Below are 15,983 nucleotides of genomic sequence, written 5' to 3'. Positions count from 1 at the left end.
TGGAACCACTAGAGCACACATTAACAATATGATTACTGGTGTGACTGATGGTTTTGAATATCATATGAAAATAGTATTTGCTCACTTTCCAATGAATGTGAAAGTTCAAAATGATACTGTTGTAATTGACAATTTCCTCGGGGAAAGACACCCAAGAACCGCTAAAATAGTCGGTAGTGCTAAAGTAGCAGTAAAAGGTGATGAGGTAACAATTACTGGTATTAATAAAGAACATGTTGGTCAAACTATGGCTAACTTAGAACAAGCAACTAAAATTAAAGGAAGAGATCCTAGAGTATTCCAAGACGGAATATATTTAACTAGCAAGGAGTAAATTTGGTGATTTAAATGGCTAATAAAAGATTTAAAAGACAAGAATATGCTCGTTATAAAAAACTTGGAATCAAATGGAGACGCCCTAGAGGTAAAACCAGTAAAATGAGAAGATATGAAGCAGGTAAACCTGACATGCCAGCTATTGGTTACAGAACCCCTAGAGCTATAAGGGACTTACACCCTTCAGGGTATAATGACGTTCTTGTTCACAATATGCAAGAGTTAGAAGACTTAGACCCAGCAACTGATGCTGCAAGAATAAGCGCTTCTATCGGTAAAAGGAAAAAAGCTATGATGTTAGAAAAAGCATCTGAGCTCGGAATTAAAGTATTAAACAAATAAATCATATTTATAAGTTGAATCAATTCCGGGGCTTTTATTTGAATTGATTTAACTATTTAAATTAAATGGGAATTTAGATTTTATCTAAATGGAGGATTATATACATGAATCTTACAACTCAAAAAAGATTAGCTGCTAGTATACTCAAAGTAGGGCTTAATCGTGTATGGATTGATCCAGAAAGATTAGAAGAAGTATCTATGGCGATTACTAGAGAAGGAGTAAAGCAGTTAATAAATGATGGAGCTATTAAAGCAAAACCTGAAAAAGGTAATAGTAGCTACAGATCTAAAAAAATTAAAGAACAAAAAGCAAAAGGTAAAAGAAAAGGTAGAGGTAGTATAAAAGGAGCTAAAAAAGCACGTACTCCTAAGAAAAAAGCTTGGATGACTACTATCAGAGCTTTAAGAAAAGATCTTAAAGAAATGCGTGAAGATGAAGTTATTGATGCTACAACCTATCGTAAATTATACAAAATGGCTAAGGGTGGCGCATTTAGAAGTAAATCTTACATGAGAAACTACGCCCGTGACCATGATTTAATTAAAGGAGATGAATAAACATGGCACAAGGAACTAATTATAAAGTAGCATTCAGAAGAAGAAGACAAGGTAAAACTGACTACAAAGCTAGAATGAACTTAGTCGATTATGACAAATCTCGTTTAGTTGTCAGAGTTTCCAATGCTCACGCTAATGTTCAAGTTATTGATTACGCTCCTGAAGGAGATATTACTGTTGCATCAGCTGTAAGTAAACAATTATCTCAATTTGGTTATTTAGGACACACTAATAACATTTCTGCATTCTATTTAACTGCATATCTCTGTGCTAAAAGAGCTTTAGCTGCAGGTGTAGAAAATGCAATTTTAGATATTGGTTTAAAATCTCCTATTAAAGGTTCTAAAATATTTGCAGCTTTAAAAGGTGCTCTTGATGCTGGTTTAGAAATTCCTCACGGTGACTTCATTTTCCCAGAAGATGAACGTATCAGAGGAGAACATGTTGCAAATTATGCTGAATCTTTAGACGCTGAAGAAGTTGCTAAAAAATTCTCAAAGTATTTTGAAAGAGGTCTTAATCCTAAAGATTTACCAGAAAACTTTGATGAAACTGTTAAAAATATCGATGAGGCAGAGGTATAACTATGAGTTTTAATATGGATGAATGGGAACCTAAAACCAAAATGGGTAAATTAGTTAAAGATGGAACCATTACTGACATCGATGAAATCTTTGAAAAAGGTCTTCCAATTATGGAATTAGAAATAGTTGATGCCTTAATTCCAGATTTAGAAGAAGAAGTAATGGATGTTAACTTAGTTCAAAGGATGCATAAATCTGGTAGAAAAGTTAATTTCAGAGTAATTGTTGCTGTAGGTAACAAAGATGGTTATGTAGGATTAGGTCAAGGTAAAGCTAAAGAGGTCGGTCCTGCTATTAGAAAAGCTGTAGACAATGCTAAATACAACCTCATTAAAGTAAGAAGAGGTTGTGGAGACTGGGGTTGTGTATGTGGAAGAGAACACACAGTTCCATTCAAAGTAACAGGTAAAACTAGTAGTGTAAGTGTTACTTTAATGCCAGCTCCTGCAGGTGTAGGATTAGTAGTTGGAGATGTTGGTAAAACTATCTTAAAACTCGCTGGTATCAAAGATGTATGGTCTCAAACTTTCGGACAAACTCAAACCACTGTTAACTTTGCTAATGCTGTATTTGATGCTTTAAAAGAATTAAGTAATGTTAAAGCAAGTGAAGAAGATCTCAAAAAAATGGGAGTTAACTACTAATTGGTGATAGTATGTTTTTAGTTATTAGAGTTAGAGGAACTACTGGTGTCATTAAAAATATTGCAGACACCTTAGATATGTTAAGACTTAACAGAATTAGCCATGCAGTATTAGTAGAAGAAAATCCTAGTTACGAAGGTATGCTTCAAAAAGCTAAGGATTACATCACTTGGGGTGAAATCGATGCTGAATTCGTTGCAGCTATGATTGCTAAAAGAGGAAGACTCCCTGGTAATGTAAAAGTTACTGATGAGTATGTTGCTGAAAATTCTGATTATAACAATATTGAAGAATTAGCTAAAGCTTTAGTTGAATCTAAAGTTAAATTAGCTGATGTAGGTATTAAACCTGTATTCCGTTTACACCCTCCAAGAAAAGGTTACGAAGATATCCGTTTATCTGTTAAAGAAGGTGGATCTTTAGGTTACAGGGGAGAAGAAATTAAAGATCTTGCAAAAAGAATGCTTTAAACTCAGGTGTATATTATGATTAGAACAAAACGTAAAATTAATAAACAAAGAGGTTCTAGATCCAACGGTGGAGGCTGTACTAAAAAACGTAGAGGTGCAGGTAACAAAGGTGGAAAAGGTAAAGCAGGTATGGGTAAACAACACTGGACCTGGACTGTAATCCACGATCCTGACCACTTCGGTAAACATGGTTTCAAAAGACCTCAAAAAATGATTAAAAAAGTCAATGCTGTTAATTTAAATTACTTAGAAGAACAAGCTGACAAATTAATTGAACAAGGTAAAGCATCCAAAGATGGAGATGCTATTGTTATTGATGTAACTGAATTAGGTTATGATAAAGTTTTAGCTAAAGGTAAAATTACTAAAGCTTATAAAATTTCAGCACCTCAATTCTCTGCATCTGCTATTGAAAAAATTGAAGAATTAGGAGGAGAAGCTATAATATTATAGCTTTTTTCCTTTAATTAAGGGGATAAAATGTCATCATTAGAAGTATTGGAGCCAATATTTAAGTTTATTCCTGAAGTCAAATCTCCTGTTCACAGAGAAGACTTTAATGAAAAACTTAAATGGACTGCTCTTATTTTAGTATTATATTTTTTCTTAACTCAAATTCCATTATACGGATTAGCTCCAGGAGCTATTGATAGTTTTGCTCAATTAAGAGCTGTTATGGCCGGAAGTTTTGGTTCAATTTTAACTTTAGGAATTGGTCCAATCGTTACCGCTTCTATTGTTTTGCAATTATTAGTTGGTTCAAATCTTTTGGATTTGGATCTATCATCCCATAAAGATAAATCTCATTTCCAAGCTACTCAAAAAGTATTGTCTATTGTCTTCACAGTGTTTGAAGCAAGTGTTTTAGTATTAACTGGAAATTTAGTCCCTATTGATGGTTCATATACATTATTATTAATTTTACAACTGGTCTTAGGAGCATTAGTAATTATTTACCTTGATGAAGTTGTATCAAAATGGGGATTTGGAAGTGGTATTGGTTTATTCATTGCTGCTGGTGTATGTCAGGCTATTATGGTTGGTACATTTAGTTTATTACCAGGTACAGATGGTTTATTTGCAGGTATTATTCCAAAATTCATCCAACAAGCTACAATGGGAGCACCTGACTTTTATGCTTTAATTCCATTGCTTGCAACTATTATCGTATTCTCTGTTGTACTTTATGGTGAAGCTATGAGAGTTGAAATTCCTATTTCTCATGGTAGTGTAAGGGGACATGGAAGAATTAGAGGATCTGTCGGCAAATACCCATTAAAATTTGTTTATTCAAGTAACATGCCAGTTATTTTAACAAGTGCATTACTTGTAAACGTAACTTTATTTGCTAATGTTTTCCAAAAAATTGGAGTTCCAATTTTAGGACATTTGGAAAATGGTAAAGCTGTTGATGGTATTGCCTGGTTGTTATCAACACCTAATTTAACCATGTTTATCACTGAACCAATACATGTTTTAGTATATGCTGTATTCTTTATTGCATGTTGTATACTATTCTCCTATTTATGGGTTGAAATTAGTGGTTTAAATGCTAAAAAGATTTCAGAACAACTTCATAGTTCAGGTATTCAAATACCTGGTTTCAGAAGTAGTAAACGCCAATTGTATAAAATTTTGAAAAAATATATTCCTGCACTTACCATTATTAGTGGTATATATGTAGGTCTTATTGCTTTCCTTGCAGATTTAACCGGAGCTCTTGGTGGAGGTACTGGTGTATTGCTTACTGTAGGTATTCTTCATAAGTTATACGAAGAAATGGCTGAAGAACAACTTATGTCAGCAAATCCTCTTCTTAGGAAAGTATTAGGAGGAGATTAATCTTTCTCCTATTTTCTCTTTTAAAAAGTGAGGGATTAAAGTGAAATTAGTAGTATTAACAGGGATTCCAGGTTCTGGAAGTACAACTTTACTTGGTAAAGCTTTAGAGGAAGTTGATTTTGTCCACTTAAATTATGGGGACATAATGACTGAAATTGCAATTAGGGATAAAATTGTAAATGATAGGGATGCTTTAAGAAAATTACCTGCTGAAACTCAAAAAAAGATTCAAGCTGAAGCAGCTAAAGAAATAAAAGCTAGATCTGAAAATGATAATGTTATCGTAGATACTCATTGTACTATTAATACTCCTGCTGGATTTTTACCAGGATTACCTATTTGGGTATTGGAAGAATTACAACCGGATCAATTTATTTTAGTTGAAGCAAATCCTGATGAAATTATTTACAGAAGATTAAATGATGATACTCGTGAAAGAGACCTTCAAAAAGTTAAAGAAATTGAATTACATCAACAAATGAACAGGGCTACTTCAATGGCTTATGCTACTTTAACCGGAGCTACTGTTAAAATTGTTGAAAATCATGACAATCATTTAGATTCTTCAGTTAAAAAATTAGTAAATGTATTAAATTTATAGGGGATTTATTATGCCAGATATAATGGGAATGGTTTATGGAGCTTTGAATACAATTTTCAATCCTATTTTAGCAATGGATCCTAATCCAGCTAATCCTGCATTAACCGTATTGATTATTGCATTTATTGTTTCATTAATTACAACTATAGCTAATAAATATTTAGTGGACCAAGATGAAATGAATGAAATTCAAGAAAGAAATAAAGCTTTTCAACAAGAATTGCGTGATGCTCAAAAAAGAGGAGATGGAAAAAAGATTGCAGAACTTCAGGCTAAGCAGACTGAAATGATGCAAGATCAAAGTAAAATGATGACCAATTCATTTAAACCTATGATTGTAACTTTTGTTCCGATTATTTTAATATTCTTCTGGATGAGAACTTCTGCAATTAGTGGTTTGGTTGTTACATTACCTCCTGCTGTATATTGGGTTACTTTAACTCCATTCTGGCATTTCTTAGGTCATTTCTTATATGGTGGAAATGCAACTATTCCATATGGTATTGGATGGTTATTATGGTATATGATTTGTACATTTGGTATGAGTCAGATACTAAGAAAATTCTTAGGATTTAAACAAGGGTTCTAAATTAACCCTTTTCACATACATTTATTAATAATGAAAAAGATATATTATAGTATTCTATTTTGAATACGCTATTACACAATTATTATTTAAAAATTATTACAAGGTGATTAAATGCCTGCAAATAGGTTTAGATCAAGATCATATAAAAGAGTTCATAAAAACACTCCCGGTGGGGAAAATGTTTTAAGATATAAAAAGAAAAAACCATCTAAGCATGTTTGTGCTGAGTGTGGTAAAGTGTTACATGGAGTTCCTCGTGGACGTCCATATGAAATAGGAAAATTATCAAAAACAGCTAAAAGACCTAACCGTCCATTCGGTGGTTACTTATGTTCAAGCTGTGCTCGTAAACATTTCAAAAACGAGGCTAGAAAATAATGATAATTACTATCGGCGGATTAGCGGGTACAGGAACTACAACTACTGCTGAGTTACTCAGTGAAAAGTTGGATATTCCATATATTTCTGCAGGTTTTGTTTTCAGAGAAATGGCAGCTGAGCGTGGAATGAGTGTTCTTGAATTTAGTGAATTTGCTGAAGGTAATGATGATATTGATAAAGAAATTGATAAAAGGCAAGCTCAAAAAGCTAAACAGGCAGACAATCTAATCATTGAAGGAAGATTATCAGCATACTTTGTTGATAATGCTGATTTAAGGTTATGGTTAGTAACTCCATTCGATGTTCGCTCAAAAAGAATAGCTGAAAGGGAAGACAAATCTGTTGAAGTAGCTAAAGACGAAATTATTATTCGTGAAAAAAGTGAAGCCTTAAGATACATGGAAATTCATAATATTGATATTTCAAATATGGATATCTATGATTTAATTATAAATACTGATACTTTCAATCCTGAAAAAGTATCAGAGATCATTATTCAAACATTAAAGGTGATATAAATGGCATCAATCGAAGTAGGTAGAGTATGTGTAAAAATCGCTGGTAGAGAAGCTGGCGAAAAATGTGCAATTGTTGAAATTATCGATGAAAACTTTGTAGAAGTTGTTGGTGAAGCAGTTAAAAACAGAAGATGTAACATTGCTCACTTAGAACCAACTGAAGATTCTATCGATGTTTCTGGCGATATTGACTCTATTAAAGCAGCTTTAGCTGACTTATAAATCTAAATGAATAATTAAAAATTATTCATAATCTTTTTTTATTTACTATTTTTTAAAAGGTTTTTTTCATGAAATTTGACATGGTTACTAAATCTAAAAGTTTCACCTCTCCTGAATTTGGTTCTAAACCAGAAGACAGGGAAATTACTGATTATATTTCAAAAGGTGTAATCAATTTAGACAAACCCTCTGGTCCAACATCTCATGAAATCGATTCCTGGGTTAAACGTATTTTAAATTTAGAAAAATCCGGACATGGTGGAACATTAGATCCGAAGGTTACTGGTATACTGCCAGTAGGACTTAATGATGCAACACGTGCAATACAATTATTGTTAACCGCTCCAAAGGAGTATGTGTGCTTATTAACATTCCATCAGGATGTGGAAGAAGAAAGAATCCGTGAAGTTTTCGCTGAATTTACAGGTAAGATTTTTCAATTGCCTCCTGTTAAAAGTGCAGTTAAGCGTGAGCTGAGAACACGTAACATCTATTACTCTACAATATATGAAATTGAAGGAAGAGATGTGCTTTTCAGAATTGGTTGTGAAGCAGGAACTTACGTTAGAACTTATTGTCACAATATTGGTGAAGCCTTAGGCGTTGGAGCTCATATGGCTGAGCTTAGAAGGACACAGGTTGGTTCATTTAATGAGAAGAACAATCTTGTAACTTTACAGGATGTTACAGATGCATATCATTTCTGGAAGGAAGATGGGGATGAATCATTCTTGCGCCAAGCTATCATGCCAATGGAGAGGGCTGCTGATTACTTGCCTAAAATCGTTATTAAAGACTCTGCTGTTGATGCAGTCTGTCATGGAGCAGATTTGGCTAATGGTGGAATTGCAGAACTTGCAGATAATATTCAAAAAAATGACATTGTAGCAATTGAAACACTTAAAGGTGAATTGGTTGGTGCAGGAAGGTCATTATTAACTTCAAATGAGATTTTAGAAGCAGATTCAGGCTTTGCGGTTAATGTTAGTAAAGTATTTATGAAACCTGAAACTTATCCAAGATTCTGGAAATAACTTATTGTAATAAAGAATTGCAATTATGTTATATAATTAACAATAAATATTTTTATTTGATTAAATTTTAATATTATTATGATGGAGGTAAATTATTTGAATAATAATATATTGTTTAGCATATTTTTTGTTTTAATCCTTGTTTTTTCAGTTAGTGCAATTGAAGCAAGTGATGTAAACATTACAGATTCTTCTTTATTGGATAATGCCGGTGAGAATTATCTTCAAATTGAAAATTCTAGTCAATTGGAAGTTGAATCTGAATATTCAAATACTTTATCAAATGAGGATATTAAAAATCAGACAGAACTGGTTTCACCTACTAATGCAATATATTATAAAGGTTATTATTCCATTGCATTAAAGGATTCAAACTCAGGCAACAAATTGTCAAACAAAACCATTGAGTTTGTTATAGACAACATCCATTTCAATTCCAAAACAAATGATAATGGGATTGCTTTTGTTAATCTAAATCTCGCACCCGGTAGATATAGTGTAAGTGCATCTTTTACTGGAGATGATTTATTCAATTCTTCCAATTTCAATTCTAATTTTGAAATATTGCCAACAGTTAAGGCAGTTGACATATCAAAGTATTATAAGGGAAGTACCCAATACACTGCCTCATTTTATAATAGTCAGGGAAATGCTTTAGCAAATACTTGGGTAACCATAACTGTTAACGGAAAATCATACTCTCAGAAGACAGGTAATGATGGTGTTGCAAGATTAAGTGTTAATTTAAAACCTGGCACTTATAAGATTGTTTCCACAGATCCCATTACTGGTTATCAGGTAACTACAAACTTTATAATTCTATCAACGATTTCTTCTAATAATTTAAATAAGGTTTTAGGGGATTCCCGTAAGTTTAGTGCAAAATTTTTCAAAAGCAATGGTAAGCCATTGGCTAAAAAATACATTAAATTTAAAATTAAGGGTAAAATCTATAAGGTTAAAACAAATAAGAATGGTTTTGCTAGTTTTTCATTGAAAAAATTTAAAAAGGGAACCTATAAGATCATCTGTTATAACAAGGATGGTTTATCAAAAACTTTCAAAATTAAAATCTTTAAAAGAAAGGTATCCACTAAGTTGACAACTTCCTCTTATCTGTTTTATCCAAATGACAGTAAAGTGATTAAAGCCAAATTTTCAACAGCTTTGGCGGACAAGTCCTGTTCAGGTAAGATTATTAAAATCAAAATCAATGGAAAAACTTATTCTAAAAAAACAGGTAGTGATGGTTGGGTATATCTTGATTTATCATTCCTGAAAAAAGGTATTTTCACTGTTGAATATAAGTATGCCGGAAATAAGTTTTTCAAGTCTTCATCATCCAAAAAGATGGTTTCAATTTATGATACTTTGGATACATCTCTAAATGTTAAAGGCACATCTTCATTTGGTTATGGTGCAGGAACTGTACTTAAGGTTGCATACACTGCAGGTGGTGTTCCTTTAGCTAAAAGAACTGTCAGTGTAATTATTGACGGTAAAACCTATACTGGAACCACAGATAATAATGGTATTGCCTCAATTACTCCTATTAACCTGGATATTGGCAACTATGTTGTTGAGTATAAAACTAATGATGAATCTAAATTCCATGGAACCTCCGGATCTTTTGATATAAATGTGTTTAAAAGGTCTCCATCTAAAATTACTTGGAAATGTGGAAGTTCATTTAAAGACAATTCTCAAACATTTAAAGTATTGGTAACTGACATGAATGGAAAACCTGCTACGGATGGAATTGTTAAACTGACAATTGATGGTGAAACATATTCAGCTGCTGTTTCTTCAAACGGCTATGCTATTGTTAAGACTAGTGTTGATTTAGGCAAATATAAGGTTTCATTTAATTTTGAGGGCAATAATAATTATCTTGCCTCTGATTCCAATCATAAATCCATTAACGTAAAACTTTCCAAATTTGGTAAGGGTCTCAATCAAAAGAATGCTGTTGGTTTGAAAGCTTATCTTAAATCTTCAAGTCATTGTAAGGTTGGAAATGCTAAAGTTAAGGCATTGGTCAAATCATTGACTAAAGGTTTGACTAATAATGTTGATAAGGCAAAGGCCATATTTAATTATGTTAGGGATACCTTGGATTATAGTTATTATTATAATTCCAAATATGGTTCTACCGGTACTTTAAAGGCTAAAAAAGGTAATTGTGTCGATCATTCACATCTGCTGGTTGCAATGTTTAGAACAGCAGGATTCAATGCCCGTTATGTTCATGGTAAGTGTCACTTTAAAAGTGGTGGAACAACAGGACATGTTTGGACTCAGGTTAAAATAGGTAAAACTTGGGTTTGTGCCGATGCAGTTTCATACAGAAACTCTTTAGGAAAAATAAATAACTGGTATACTAAATCTTATACAGTTCATAATACTTATTCCAGTCTTCCATTTTAATTAATTACTTGATTATTTTGAATATAACATATTATTTAAATCGATAATATTTTAATAACTATTTTGGATTCAGATTGGCTGGTTTATTAGTATTAACAAATCAATATAATTCTACTATTCATAAAACTGTAAAAATCAAAGTAAAAAAATAAGATAGTGGGAAGCTAGAATGCTCCTCCACCTCCACCTCCAGATCCTCCTCCAAGGCTACCGAAGTCACTTGAGTCTGAGGATGGGTTGAGTGTACTTTCACTTGTATGGTATGCTGAATACATCATTCCATATCCACCATAATAATGGTAGTATAACAAATCATCATCATAATCCAGATAATTTGGCATCTGCAATTTCATGGACTTGTAAACATTGTCAGCTACTCCAAGGGCAGTACCATAAATCAAGTACTTCTTCCAAACAACTATTGATTCCGGAGGGTGTTCGTTAATTAAACTATTGTCCTTTAAGAATTTCTTAAAGTTTGACCATTTGAGATAGTAGACTCTACCTTCTTCAGTCCATTTTCCAAAAATATCATCTGAAACACGTCTTATGCAAACTGAAAAAATGATTAGCAGTATTCCTGCAACCAAAGGATATATTCCGTTTGAGAGATTTGTCATAAATCCGAGAATTGCAATGATTGCGCCAAAAATAACACCTAATCTTCCTATAATATTTATTATTTTAGAACCTGTATCATTGAATAACTCTTCAGTTCTCATGCTCTCTCGGACAGCTTGCTCCCAATCTTCAATTCTATCAATGAATGATCTTGCATTGGTCTGTGAGGATAACTGATTGCTTAATTTGGATAAGTTTAATGTTCCTTCATTGGCAAAATGTGTTAAAGTTTTAAAGACTATTTTTTCGCTGGCACTTAATTCATTTTCTTTTTCATGATTAAATGTCAGTAACAGTTCCTTTAAATCAGTATCTTCATTGGAATGGGTATTAAGATGGATAACTTTTCTGTCAATAAGGTTCATGATTGTTGCTTCAAATCCTTTCATATTCGGTGTTCCAATGTCATGTTTATTCTCAATTAATGCATTAATCACTTCTGGAGGGTCATTAGTTGGTAACTCTCTTTCATAGATTCCATCGTAGTTAACTTCAGGTTCACGACCATATCTTAAATAAGTAAATATTGCACCAATCGGACTTAAAATTGAGAGTAATGCCAAAACAAGATAACTTGTATTCCAGAAATTGCGTCCATTGACACTGTCTTCAAGGTTTTTCATTATCATGTCCTTGCCGTTTTTGTCAACATGTTTGGCATAGGTGGCATCATTAAAATCATCCAATGGCATTAAAACAACCAATTCATAGAATTCTCCTTTTGGAATGGATGTTGTCTCTGCAGTTACTGTATCTCCTTTCAACTCACTGGTATAATTATATTCCTGCGGATTTAGGAAGTATTCATTACCTGTTTTTCCAGGCAATTTGACGGTTACTAAAACCTCTCCAACTCCAACGTCCCATTCCTCACCCCAAAGTTTGTATTGAAGTCCTCCGACATCATTAAAAAGAGTAATGACTTTTTTCATGTCATAGCTGATATAGACTGACACATCACAGTCTCTAATTCCTTTGGTGTGAGCTGCATCAGAGTATAAATAGATTTTTAAATGTTTATATCCGTTGTCATCACTTTCAACCAAAACCGGATAAGCTCCATCCGCTGATACTTGAATGTTTTCTATGCTTTCTCCGGATTTTAATGGTATGTCTCTGTATACTCCATTGAATTTTCCGTCAAAAGAATAATCAAATCTTTCATCAACATGAAGCAATCCGTCACTTCCAACATCTAAATCAATAAATGCATGATCAATACTGTAGCTTCGGTCATCATCTGCAGATACTGTTGAAATTGCTGAAAATAATACTAAAAAAAGTAAAATTATAATAAATGTTTTTTTAACATTCATATAATTCACCTATTCAAATTTCACTTCCGGTACTGCTCTTTCACTTTCAGGAGCTTGGAAAAATGTTTCTTCCTTAAAACCGAATAATTTTGCTAAAATGCTTGTTGGAAACATTTGACAAGCATTGTTGTATTTCAAAACAACATCATTGTAGAACTGTCTTGCATAGGATATTTTATCTTCGGTGTCTGACAATTCTGTTTGCAATTGCTGGAAATTACTATTGGCTTTTAAATCAGGATAGTTTTCTGCAACTGCGAACAATGTTTTTAAGGCACCTGTTAATTGATTGTCTGCAGCGCTTGTTTCTTCAATGGTTGAAGCATTCATTACTCCGGTTCTTGCTTTAGTTACTTCTTCAAGAACGCCTTTTTCGTGAGAAGCGTAACCTTTTACTGTTTCTACAAGATTTGGTATCAAATCATTTCTTCTCTTAAGTTGAACATCAATTTGTGCATAACTGTTTTTTACACGGTTTCTGAGTCCAACAAGATTATTGTACATGTGAATTAATGTTACAATTGCGATAATTACTATTATTATGATAACAATCCAGATTATCAAATTCATTTTATCACCTAATTAATAGTCTATATATTATATTTAAATATACTTTTGTCTTTTAGGTTTATATCGGATGAAAAATATATTATTGAGTAATTAATATTATTTTTAGAAAAAACTTATTTTTAACAAAACCTTTATATATGTTAAAGTAAAGATATTACTATATCATATTATTCTAGACAATATGATATGCAAGTATTGCTAACTATTTTAATGCCGAGATAGTCTAGCCTGGTAAGGCGCGAGACTGGAAATCTCGTGGGCGTTCAGCCCTCCTGGGTTCAAATCCCAGTCTCGGCGTTTATTAGTTTTTAACTATATTTTTTTGATATTTTAAAAATACTTGTTAAACTGATATTTATTGCACTCTTAGCTAATAGGCTAAGTTTATAACTGTTGAAAAAACTGTGTTTTGAAATTCAAAACATTCGAATCTATATTTTACGTCTCGTAGGTTCGCTCTATAAATGGAGGTTATTTAATGGAAGACGAATTCAAACATTTAGTACGTATTTCAAGAAAGGACGTTAATGGTAATAAAACCATTGAACACGCTTTAACTGAAATCAAAGGTGTTGGAATCTCTTTATCTAAAACTATTTGTCGCGTTTTAGACTTAGATTTAGATGCTAAAATTGGATACATTGCTGACGAAGATGTTTTAAAAATTGAAGAAATTTTAGAAAATCCTCTCGACTTTGGCATTCCAACTTGGATGTTAAACAGAAGAGAAGATTACGAAACTGGTGACAACATTCACTTAATCGAATCAGATCTTGACATGACTTTAAGAGATGATTTAAACAGAATGAAAAAGACCAGAAGTTACAAAGGTAGAAGACACGAAGTTGGTTTACCTGTTAGAGGTCAAAGAACCAAATCTACTTTCAGAAAAAGTTCTTCAGTTGGTGTAAAACGTTCAAGAGGATAGGCAAGAGCTTTTTTTATAAATTAAATTATTTAAATTCAATTTTATAAGGAGATGTTTTAATGGGACAACCTAGAAAATCAAGGAAAAAGTATAATACACCACCACATCCTTGGAATGCGGAAAGAATTAAAAATGAAAACAAATTAATGACTAAATACGGTTTAAAAAACAAAAAAGAAATTTGGAAAGCTGATACTTTAGTCAGAAGATACAGTAGGGAAGCAAGATACTTACTTGGTTTCGGTACTGATCAAATGGTAAAAGAAAAATTAGAATTATTAGGACACTTAGCTAGAACCGGTGTTTTGCCTGAAAACGCTGCTATTGAAGATATCTTAGGTTTAACTGTTGAAGATATCTTAAGAAGAAGATTACAAACTATTGTTTACAAAAAAGGTTTAGCTCGTACTCCTAAAGAAGCAAGAATGTTTGTTGTACATGGTCACATAACTTTAAATGGTAAAAAAATCAATTCACCAAGTTATGTAGTATTAAAAGGTCAAGAAGATGAAATTGGATTCTATCGTTCTTCACCTGTAGCAAAACAAATTGAAGAGTACAACCAAAATAAGGATAACAAAGCTAATACAGAAGAATAAAGGGTGTAACTATGGCAAAAGATGAAAAATGGGGTATAGCAAATATTTACTCATCATTTAATAACACTATTATTACTGTAACAGATATTACTGGTGCTGAAACTATTTCTCAATGGTCCGGTGGAAAAGTTGTACGTGCAGACAGACAACAAGCTTCACCTTTCGCAGCTATGGCTGCAGCAACTAGAATAGCTGATGATGCTAAAGAAAAAGGATTTGTTGGATTACATATTAAAGTAAGAGCTCCTGGTGGAAATGGACCTAGAAGTCCTGGACCTGGTGCACAAGCTACCATCCGTGCTTTAGCAAGAGCTGGAATTAAAATAGGAAAAATAGAAGATATTACTCCTATTCCTCACGACGGTACTGGAAGACCTGGTGGTAAAAGAGGAAGAAGAGTTTAAGTGGAAGGGTTTAATATGGAGATAGAAGTTAGAAGTCAAAGCGACAATGAAATGATTTTCATTGTTCGTGATGCAGAAGTGCCTTTTATCAATGCTATTAGAAGGTGTGCTATGGTAAATGTACCTAAAATAGCTATTGAAGATGTAAATATTATTAGAAATGATTCTGCAATGTTTAATGAGGTACTTGCTCATAGGCTTGGTTTAACTCCTTTAGTTTCTGATTTAGATGCATTGGAAGGTTTACCTTTACCTGAAGATGATGAATGGGAAGATTTCAATAGTGGAATCTTATTCAGTTTAAATGAAGTAGGACCTAAAGTTGTTTATTCTAAAGATTTAATATCTTCAGACTCAAAAATTAAACCAGTATACGAAACAATTCCTTTAGTAATACTTAAAGAAGATGAAGAATTTATCATAGAAGCTTCTGCGAAAGTTGGTTATGGTAAAGAACACGCTAAATGGATGCCTACTACTGTTTGTGCATACAAACAATATCCTGAAATCACATTTAATGATGATGAAGAGATAGATTATGACTGTGCATTGGCATGTCCAAGAGGCATTTTAAAATCTGATAGGAGATCTAAAAAAATCAAAATCGTTGAAGAATTTGAAGATAGTCCGTTAATTGGTGTTGAAAACTGTACAATGTGTAAAAGTTGTGTAAGAGCTTCTGCTAACGGTTATATCAATGTAGGATATCATGAAAATGATTTCATATTCAGAATTGAAACAGATGGGGCAATGCCTCCTAAAGAAGTTTTATTAAAAGCTTGTGACGTATTAGGTGAAAAAGCAGAAAAGTTTATCAAATTTAGTGAAGAAGGAGGAAGTAAATAATGGTTAAGAAAGTAGTAAAAACAAATCCTAACCTTATTGAACTTATTAATAAACTTTATGATCAATCAAGAAGTGAAGATGCAGCTATTTGGAAAGATGTTGCACAAAGGCTTGAAAGGTCTAATAGAAGAACAGCTGAAGTAAATTTA

21 protein-coding genes, 1 tRNA gene and 1 pseudogene are annotated in these 15,983 nt (G+C 32.7%); 21 read left to right on the top strand and 2 right to left on the bottom strand.

Annotated elements, in window-relative coordinates; genetic code table 11:
* The 15 genes from IJ258_RS03855 to IJ258_RS03785 form a co-directional block, all read left to right on the top strand.
* Nucleotides 1-334 (top strand): 50S ribosomal protein L6 (locus IJ258_RS03855; RefSeq protein WP_292803173.1); only part of this gene is annotated, 334 nt, incomplete at its 5' end.
* A gap of 14 nt (nucleotides 335-348) precedes the next feature.
* On the top strand, nucleotides 349-678 hold the full coding sequence (locus tag IJ258_RS03850) for a 50S ribosomal protein L32e (protein ID WP_292803171.1): 330 nt from the start codon (nucleotides 349-351) through the stop codon (nucleotides 676-678).
* A gap of 104 nt (nucleotides 679-782) precedes the next feature.
* Nucleotides 783-1,238 carry a 50S ribosomal protein L19e gene (locus IJ258_RS03845; RefSeq protein ID WP_292803169.1) on the top strand — a complete coding sequence of 152 codons (456 nt, stop codon included), beginning with the start codon at nucleotides 783-785 and terminating at the stop codon, nucleotides 1,236-1,238.
* Between the two features lie 2 nt (nucleotides 1,239-1,240).
* Nucleotides 1,241-1,822, top strand: coding sequence for a 50S ribosomal protein L18 (locus tag IJ258_RS03840; RefSeq protein ID WP_292803166.1), 582 nt, complete (start codon nucleotides 1,241-1,243; stop codon nucleotides 1,820-1,822).
* 2 nt (nucleotides 1,823-1,824) lie between these two features.
* Nucleotides 1,825-2,466 (top strand): 30S ribosomal protein S5, encoded by a 642-nt coding sequence (gene rpsE, locus IJ258_RS03835; RefSeq protein ID WP_292803164.1) that lies wholly within the window; start codon nucleotides 1,825-1,827, stop codon nucleotides 2,464-2,466.
* Between the two features lie 11 nt (nucleotides 2,467-2,477).
* Nucleotides 2,478-2,936, top strand: coding sequence for a 50S ribosomal protein L30 (locus tag IJ258_RS03830; RefSeq protein WP_292803161.1), 459 nt, complete (start codon nucleotides 2,478-2,480; stop codon nucleotides 2,934-2,936).
* A gap of 15 nt (nucleotides 2,937-2,951) precedes the next feature.
* On the top strand, nucleotides 2,952-3,389 hold the full coding sequence (locus IJ258_RS03825) for an uL15m family ribosomal protein (protein ID WP_292803158.1): 438 nt from the start codon (nucleotides 2,952-2,954) through the stop codon (nucleotides 3,387-3,389).
* A gap of 27 nt (nucleotides 3,390-3,416) precedes the next feature.
* A complete protein-coding gene (gene secY / locus IJ258_RS03820) occupies nucleotides 3,417-4,778 on the top strand; it encodes a preprotein translocase subunit SecY (protein ID WP_292803155.1) in 1,362 nt (453 codons plus the stop codon).
* Nucleotides 4,779-4,818: 40 nt separating this feature from the next.
* Entirely contained in the window at nucleotides 4,819-5,379 is a 561-nt protein-coding gene (locus IJ258_RS03815) for an adenylate kinase (RefSeq protein ID WP_292803152.1), read from the top strand.
* 10 nt (nucleotides 5,380-5,389) lie between these two features.
* The gene (locus tag IJ258_RS03810; protein ID WP_292803148.1) at nucleotides 5,390-5,968 is read left to right on the top strand and encodes a DUF106 domain-containing protein; all 579 of its coding nucleotides are present in this window, start codon (nucleotides 5,390-5,392) and stop codon (nucleotides 5,966-5,968) included.
* Nucleotides 5,969-6,079: 111 nt separating this feature from the next.
* Nucleotides 6,080-6,346, top strand: coding sequence for a 50S ribosomal protein L34e (locus IJ258_RS03805; protein ID WP_292746777.1), 267 nt, complete (start codon nucleotides 6,080-6,082; stop codon nucleotides 6,344-6,346).
* The gene (gene cmk, locus IJ258_RS03800; RefSeq protein WP_292803146.1) at nucleotides 6,346-6,867 is read left to right on the top strand and encodes a (d)CMP kinase; all 522 of its coding nucleotides are present in this window, start codon (nucleotides 6,346-6,348) and stop codon (nucleotides 6,865-6,867) included. The genes IJ258_RS03805 and cmk overlap by 1 nt, the downstream gene beginning before the upstream one ends.
* Entirely contained in the window at nucleotides 6,868-7,089 is a 222-nt protein-coding gene (locus tag IJ258_RS03795) for a 50S ribosomal protein L14e (RefSeq protein WP_292608596.1), read from the top strand. It abuts the gene before it with no gap.
* A gap of 68 nt (nucleotides 7,090-7,157) precedes the next feature.
* The gene (locus tag IJ258_RS03790; RefSeq protein ID WP_292803142.1) at nucleotides 7,158-8,123 is read left to right on the top strand and encodes an RNA-guided pseudouridylation complex pseudouridine synthase subunit Cbf5; all 966 of its coding nucleotides are present in this window, start codon (nucleotides 7,158-7,160) and stop codon (nucleotides 8,121-8,123) included.
* Nucleotides 8,124-8,219: 96 nt separating this feature from the next.
* Complete coding sequence (locus IJ258_RS03785) at nucleotides 8,220-10,550, top strand: transglutaminase-like domain-containing protein (protein ID WP_292803139.1); 2,331 nt, start codon at nucleotides 8,220-8,222, stop codon at nucleotides 10,548-10,550.
* A 164-nt stretch (nucleotides 10,551-10,714) separates the two neighbouring features.
* Here the strand turns inward: IJ258_RS03785 and IJ258_RS03780 are convergent, their stop codons facing one another.
* Both IJ258_RS03780 and IJ258_RS03775 read right to left on the bottom strand, forming a co-directional pair.
* Nucleotides 10,715-12,487: a DUF2207 domain-containing protein gene (locus tag IJ258_RS03780; RefSeq protein ID WP_292803137.1), complete on the bottom strand. Its 1,773-nt coding sequence runs from the start codon at nucleotides 12,485-12,487 to the stop codon at nucleotides 10,715-10,717.
* A gap of 9 nt (nucleotides 12,488-12,496) precedes the next feature.
* Complete coding sequence (locus tag IJ258_RS03775; protein ID WP_292803134.1) at nucleotides 12,497-13,057, bottom strand: LemA family protein; 561 nt, start codon at nucleotides 13,055-13,057, stop codon at nucleotides 12,497-12,499.
* 212 nt (nucleotides 13,058-13,269) lie between these two features.
* Here IJ258_RS03775 and IJ258_RS03770 point away from each other — a divergent pair.
* The 6 genes and pseudogenes from IJ258_RS03770 to IJ258_RS11935 form a co-directional block, all read left to right on the top strand.
* Nucleotides 13,270-13,354, top strand: a tRNA-Ser gene (locus tag IJ258_RS03770).
* A 181-nt stretch (nucleotides 13,355-13,535) separates the two neighbouring features.
* Complete coding sequence (locus IJ258_RS03765; RefSeq protein ID WP_292803131.1) at nucleotides 13,536-13,985, top strand: 30S ribosomal protein S13; 450 nt, start codon at nucleotides 13,536-13,538, stop codon at nucleotides 13,983-13,985.
* Nucleotides 13,986-14,044: 59 nt separating this feature from the next.
* Complete coding sequence (locus tag IJ258_RS03760) at nucleotides 14,045-14,584, top strand: 30S ribosomal protein S4 (RefSeq protein ID WP_292803128.1); 540 nt, start codon at nucleotides 14,045-14,047, stop codon at nucleotides 14,582-14,584.
* Nucleotides 14,585-14,595: 11 nt separating this feature from the next.
* The gene (locus IJ258_RS03755; RefSeq protein WP_069574667.1) at nucleotides 14,596-14,988 is read left to right on the top strand and encodes a 30S ribosomal protein S11; all 393 of its coding nucleotides are present in this window, start codon (nucleotides 14,596-14,598) and stop codon (nucleotides 14,986-14,988) included.
* A gap of 15 nt (nucleotides 14,989-15,003) precedes the next feature.
* Nucleotides 15,004-15,834, top strand: a complete 831-nt coding sequence (locus IJ258_RS03750; RefSeq protein WP_292803125.1) for a DNA-directed RNA polymerase subunit D — start codon at nucleotides 15,004-15,006, stop codon at nucleotides 15,832-15,834.
* Nucleotides 15,834-15,983, top strand: a pseudogene (locus tag IJ258_RS11935) (50S ribosomal protein L18e); the annotation flags it as partial. The gene IJ258_RS03750 and the pseudogene IJ258_RS11935, both read left to right, overlap by 1 nt.

This window comes from Methanobrevibacter sp. (genome assembly GCF_017468685.1).
GTDB lineage: Archaea > Methanobacteriota > Methanobacteria > Methanobacteriales > Methanobacteriaceae > Methanocatella.
Note: the sequence above shows the minus strand (reverse complement) of the source record. Positions and strands in the feature narration are given on the sequence as shown.

Coding starts and splice junctions, on each gene's coding strand:
- IJ258_RS03850 (WP_292803171.1), top strand. CDS start 349: ATGGCTAATAAAAGATTTAAAAGACAAGAATATGCTCGTTATAAAAAA.
- IJ258_RS03845 (WP_292803169.1), top strand. CDS start 783: ATGAATCTTACAACTCAAAAAAGATTAGCTGCTAGTATACTCAAAGTA.
- IJ258_RS03840 (WP_292803166.1), top strand. CDS start 1,241: ATGGCACAAGGAACTAATTATAAAGTAGCATTCAGAAGAAGAAGACAA.
- rpsE (WP_292803164.1), top strand. CDS start 1,825: ATGAGTTTTAATATGGATGAATGGGAACCTAAAACCAAAATGGGTAAA.
- IJ258_RS03830 (WP_292803161.1), top strand. CDS start 2,478: ATGTTTTTAGTTATTAGAGTTAGAGGAACTACTGGTGTCATTAAAAAT.
- IJ258_RS03825 (WP_292803158.1), top strand. CDS start 2,952: ATGATTAGAACAAAACGTAAAATTAATAAACAAAGAGGTTCTAGATCC.
- secY (WP_292803155.1), top strand. CDS start 3,417: ATGTCATCATTAGAAGTATTGGAGCCAATATTTAAGTTTATTCCTGAA.
- IJ258_RS03810 (WP_292803148.1), top strand. CDS start 5,390: ATGCCAGATATAATGGGAATGGTTTATGGAGCTTTGAATACAATTTTC.
- IJ258_RS03805 (WP_292746777.1), top strand. CDS start 6,080: ATGCCTGCAAATAGGTTTAGATCAAGATCATATAAAAGAGTTCATAAA.
- cmk (WP_292803146.1), top strand. CDS start 6,346: ATGATAATTACTATCGGCGGATTAGCGGGTACAGGAACTACAACTACT.
- IJ258_RS03795 (WP_292608596.1), top strand. CDS start 6,868: ATGGCATCAATCGAAGTAGGTAGAGTATGTGTAAAAATCGCTGGTAGA.
- IJ258_RS03790 (WP_292803142.1), top strand. CDS start 7,158: ATGAAATTTGACATGGTTACTAAATCTAAAAGTTTCACCTCTCCTGAA.
- IJ258_RS03780 (WP_292803137.1), bottom strand. CDS start 12,487: ATGAATGTTAAAAAAACATTTATTATAATTTTACTTTTTTTAGTATTA.
- IJ258_RS03775 (WP_292803134.1), bottom strand. CDS start 13,057: ATGAATTTGATAATCTGGATTGTTATCATAATAATAGTAATTATCGCA.
- IJ258_RS03765 (WP_292803131.1), top strand. CDS start 13,536: ATGGAAGACGAATTCAAACATTTAGTACGTATTTCAAGAAAGGACGTT.
- IJ258_RS03760 (WP_292803128.1), top strand. CDS start 14,045: ATGGGACAACCTAGAAAATCAAGGAAAAAGTATAATACACCACCACAT.
- IJ258_RS03755 (WP_069574667.1), top strand. CDS start 14,596: ATGGCAAAAGATGAAAAATGGGGTATAGCAAATATTTACTCATCATTT.
- IJ258_RS03750 (WP_292803125.1), top strand. CDS start 15,004: ATGGAGATAGAAGTTAGAAGTCAAAGCGACAATGAAATGATTTTCATT.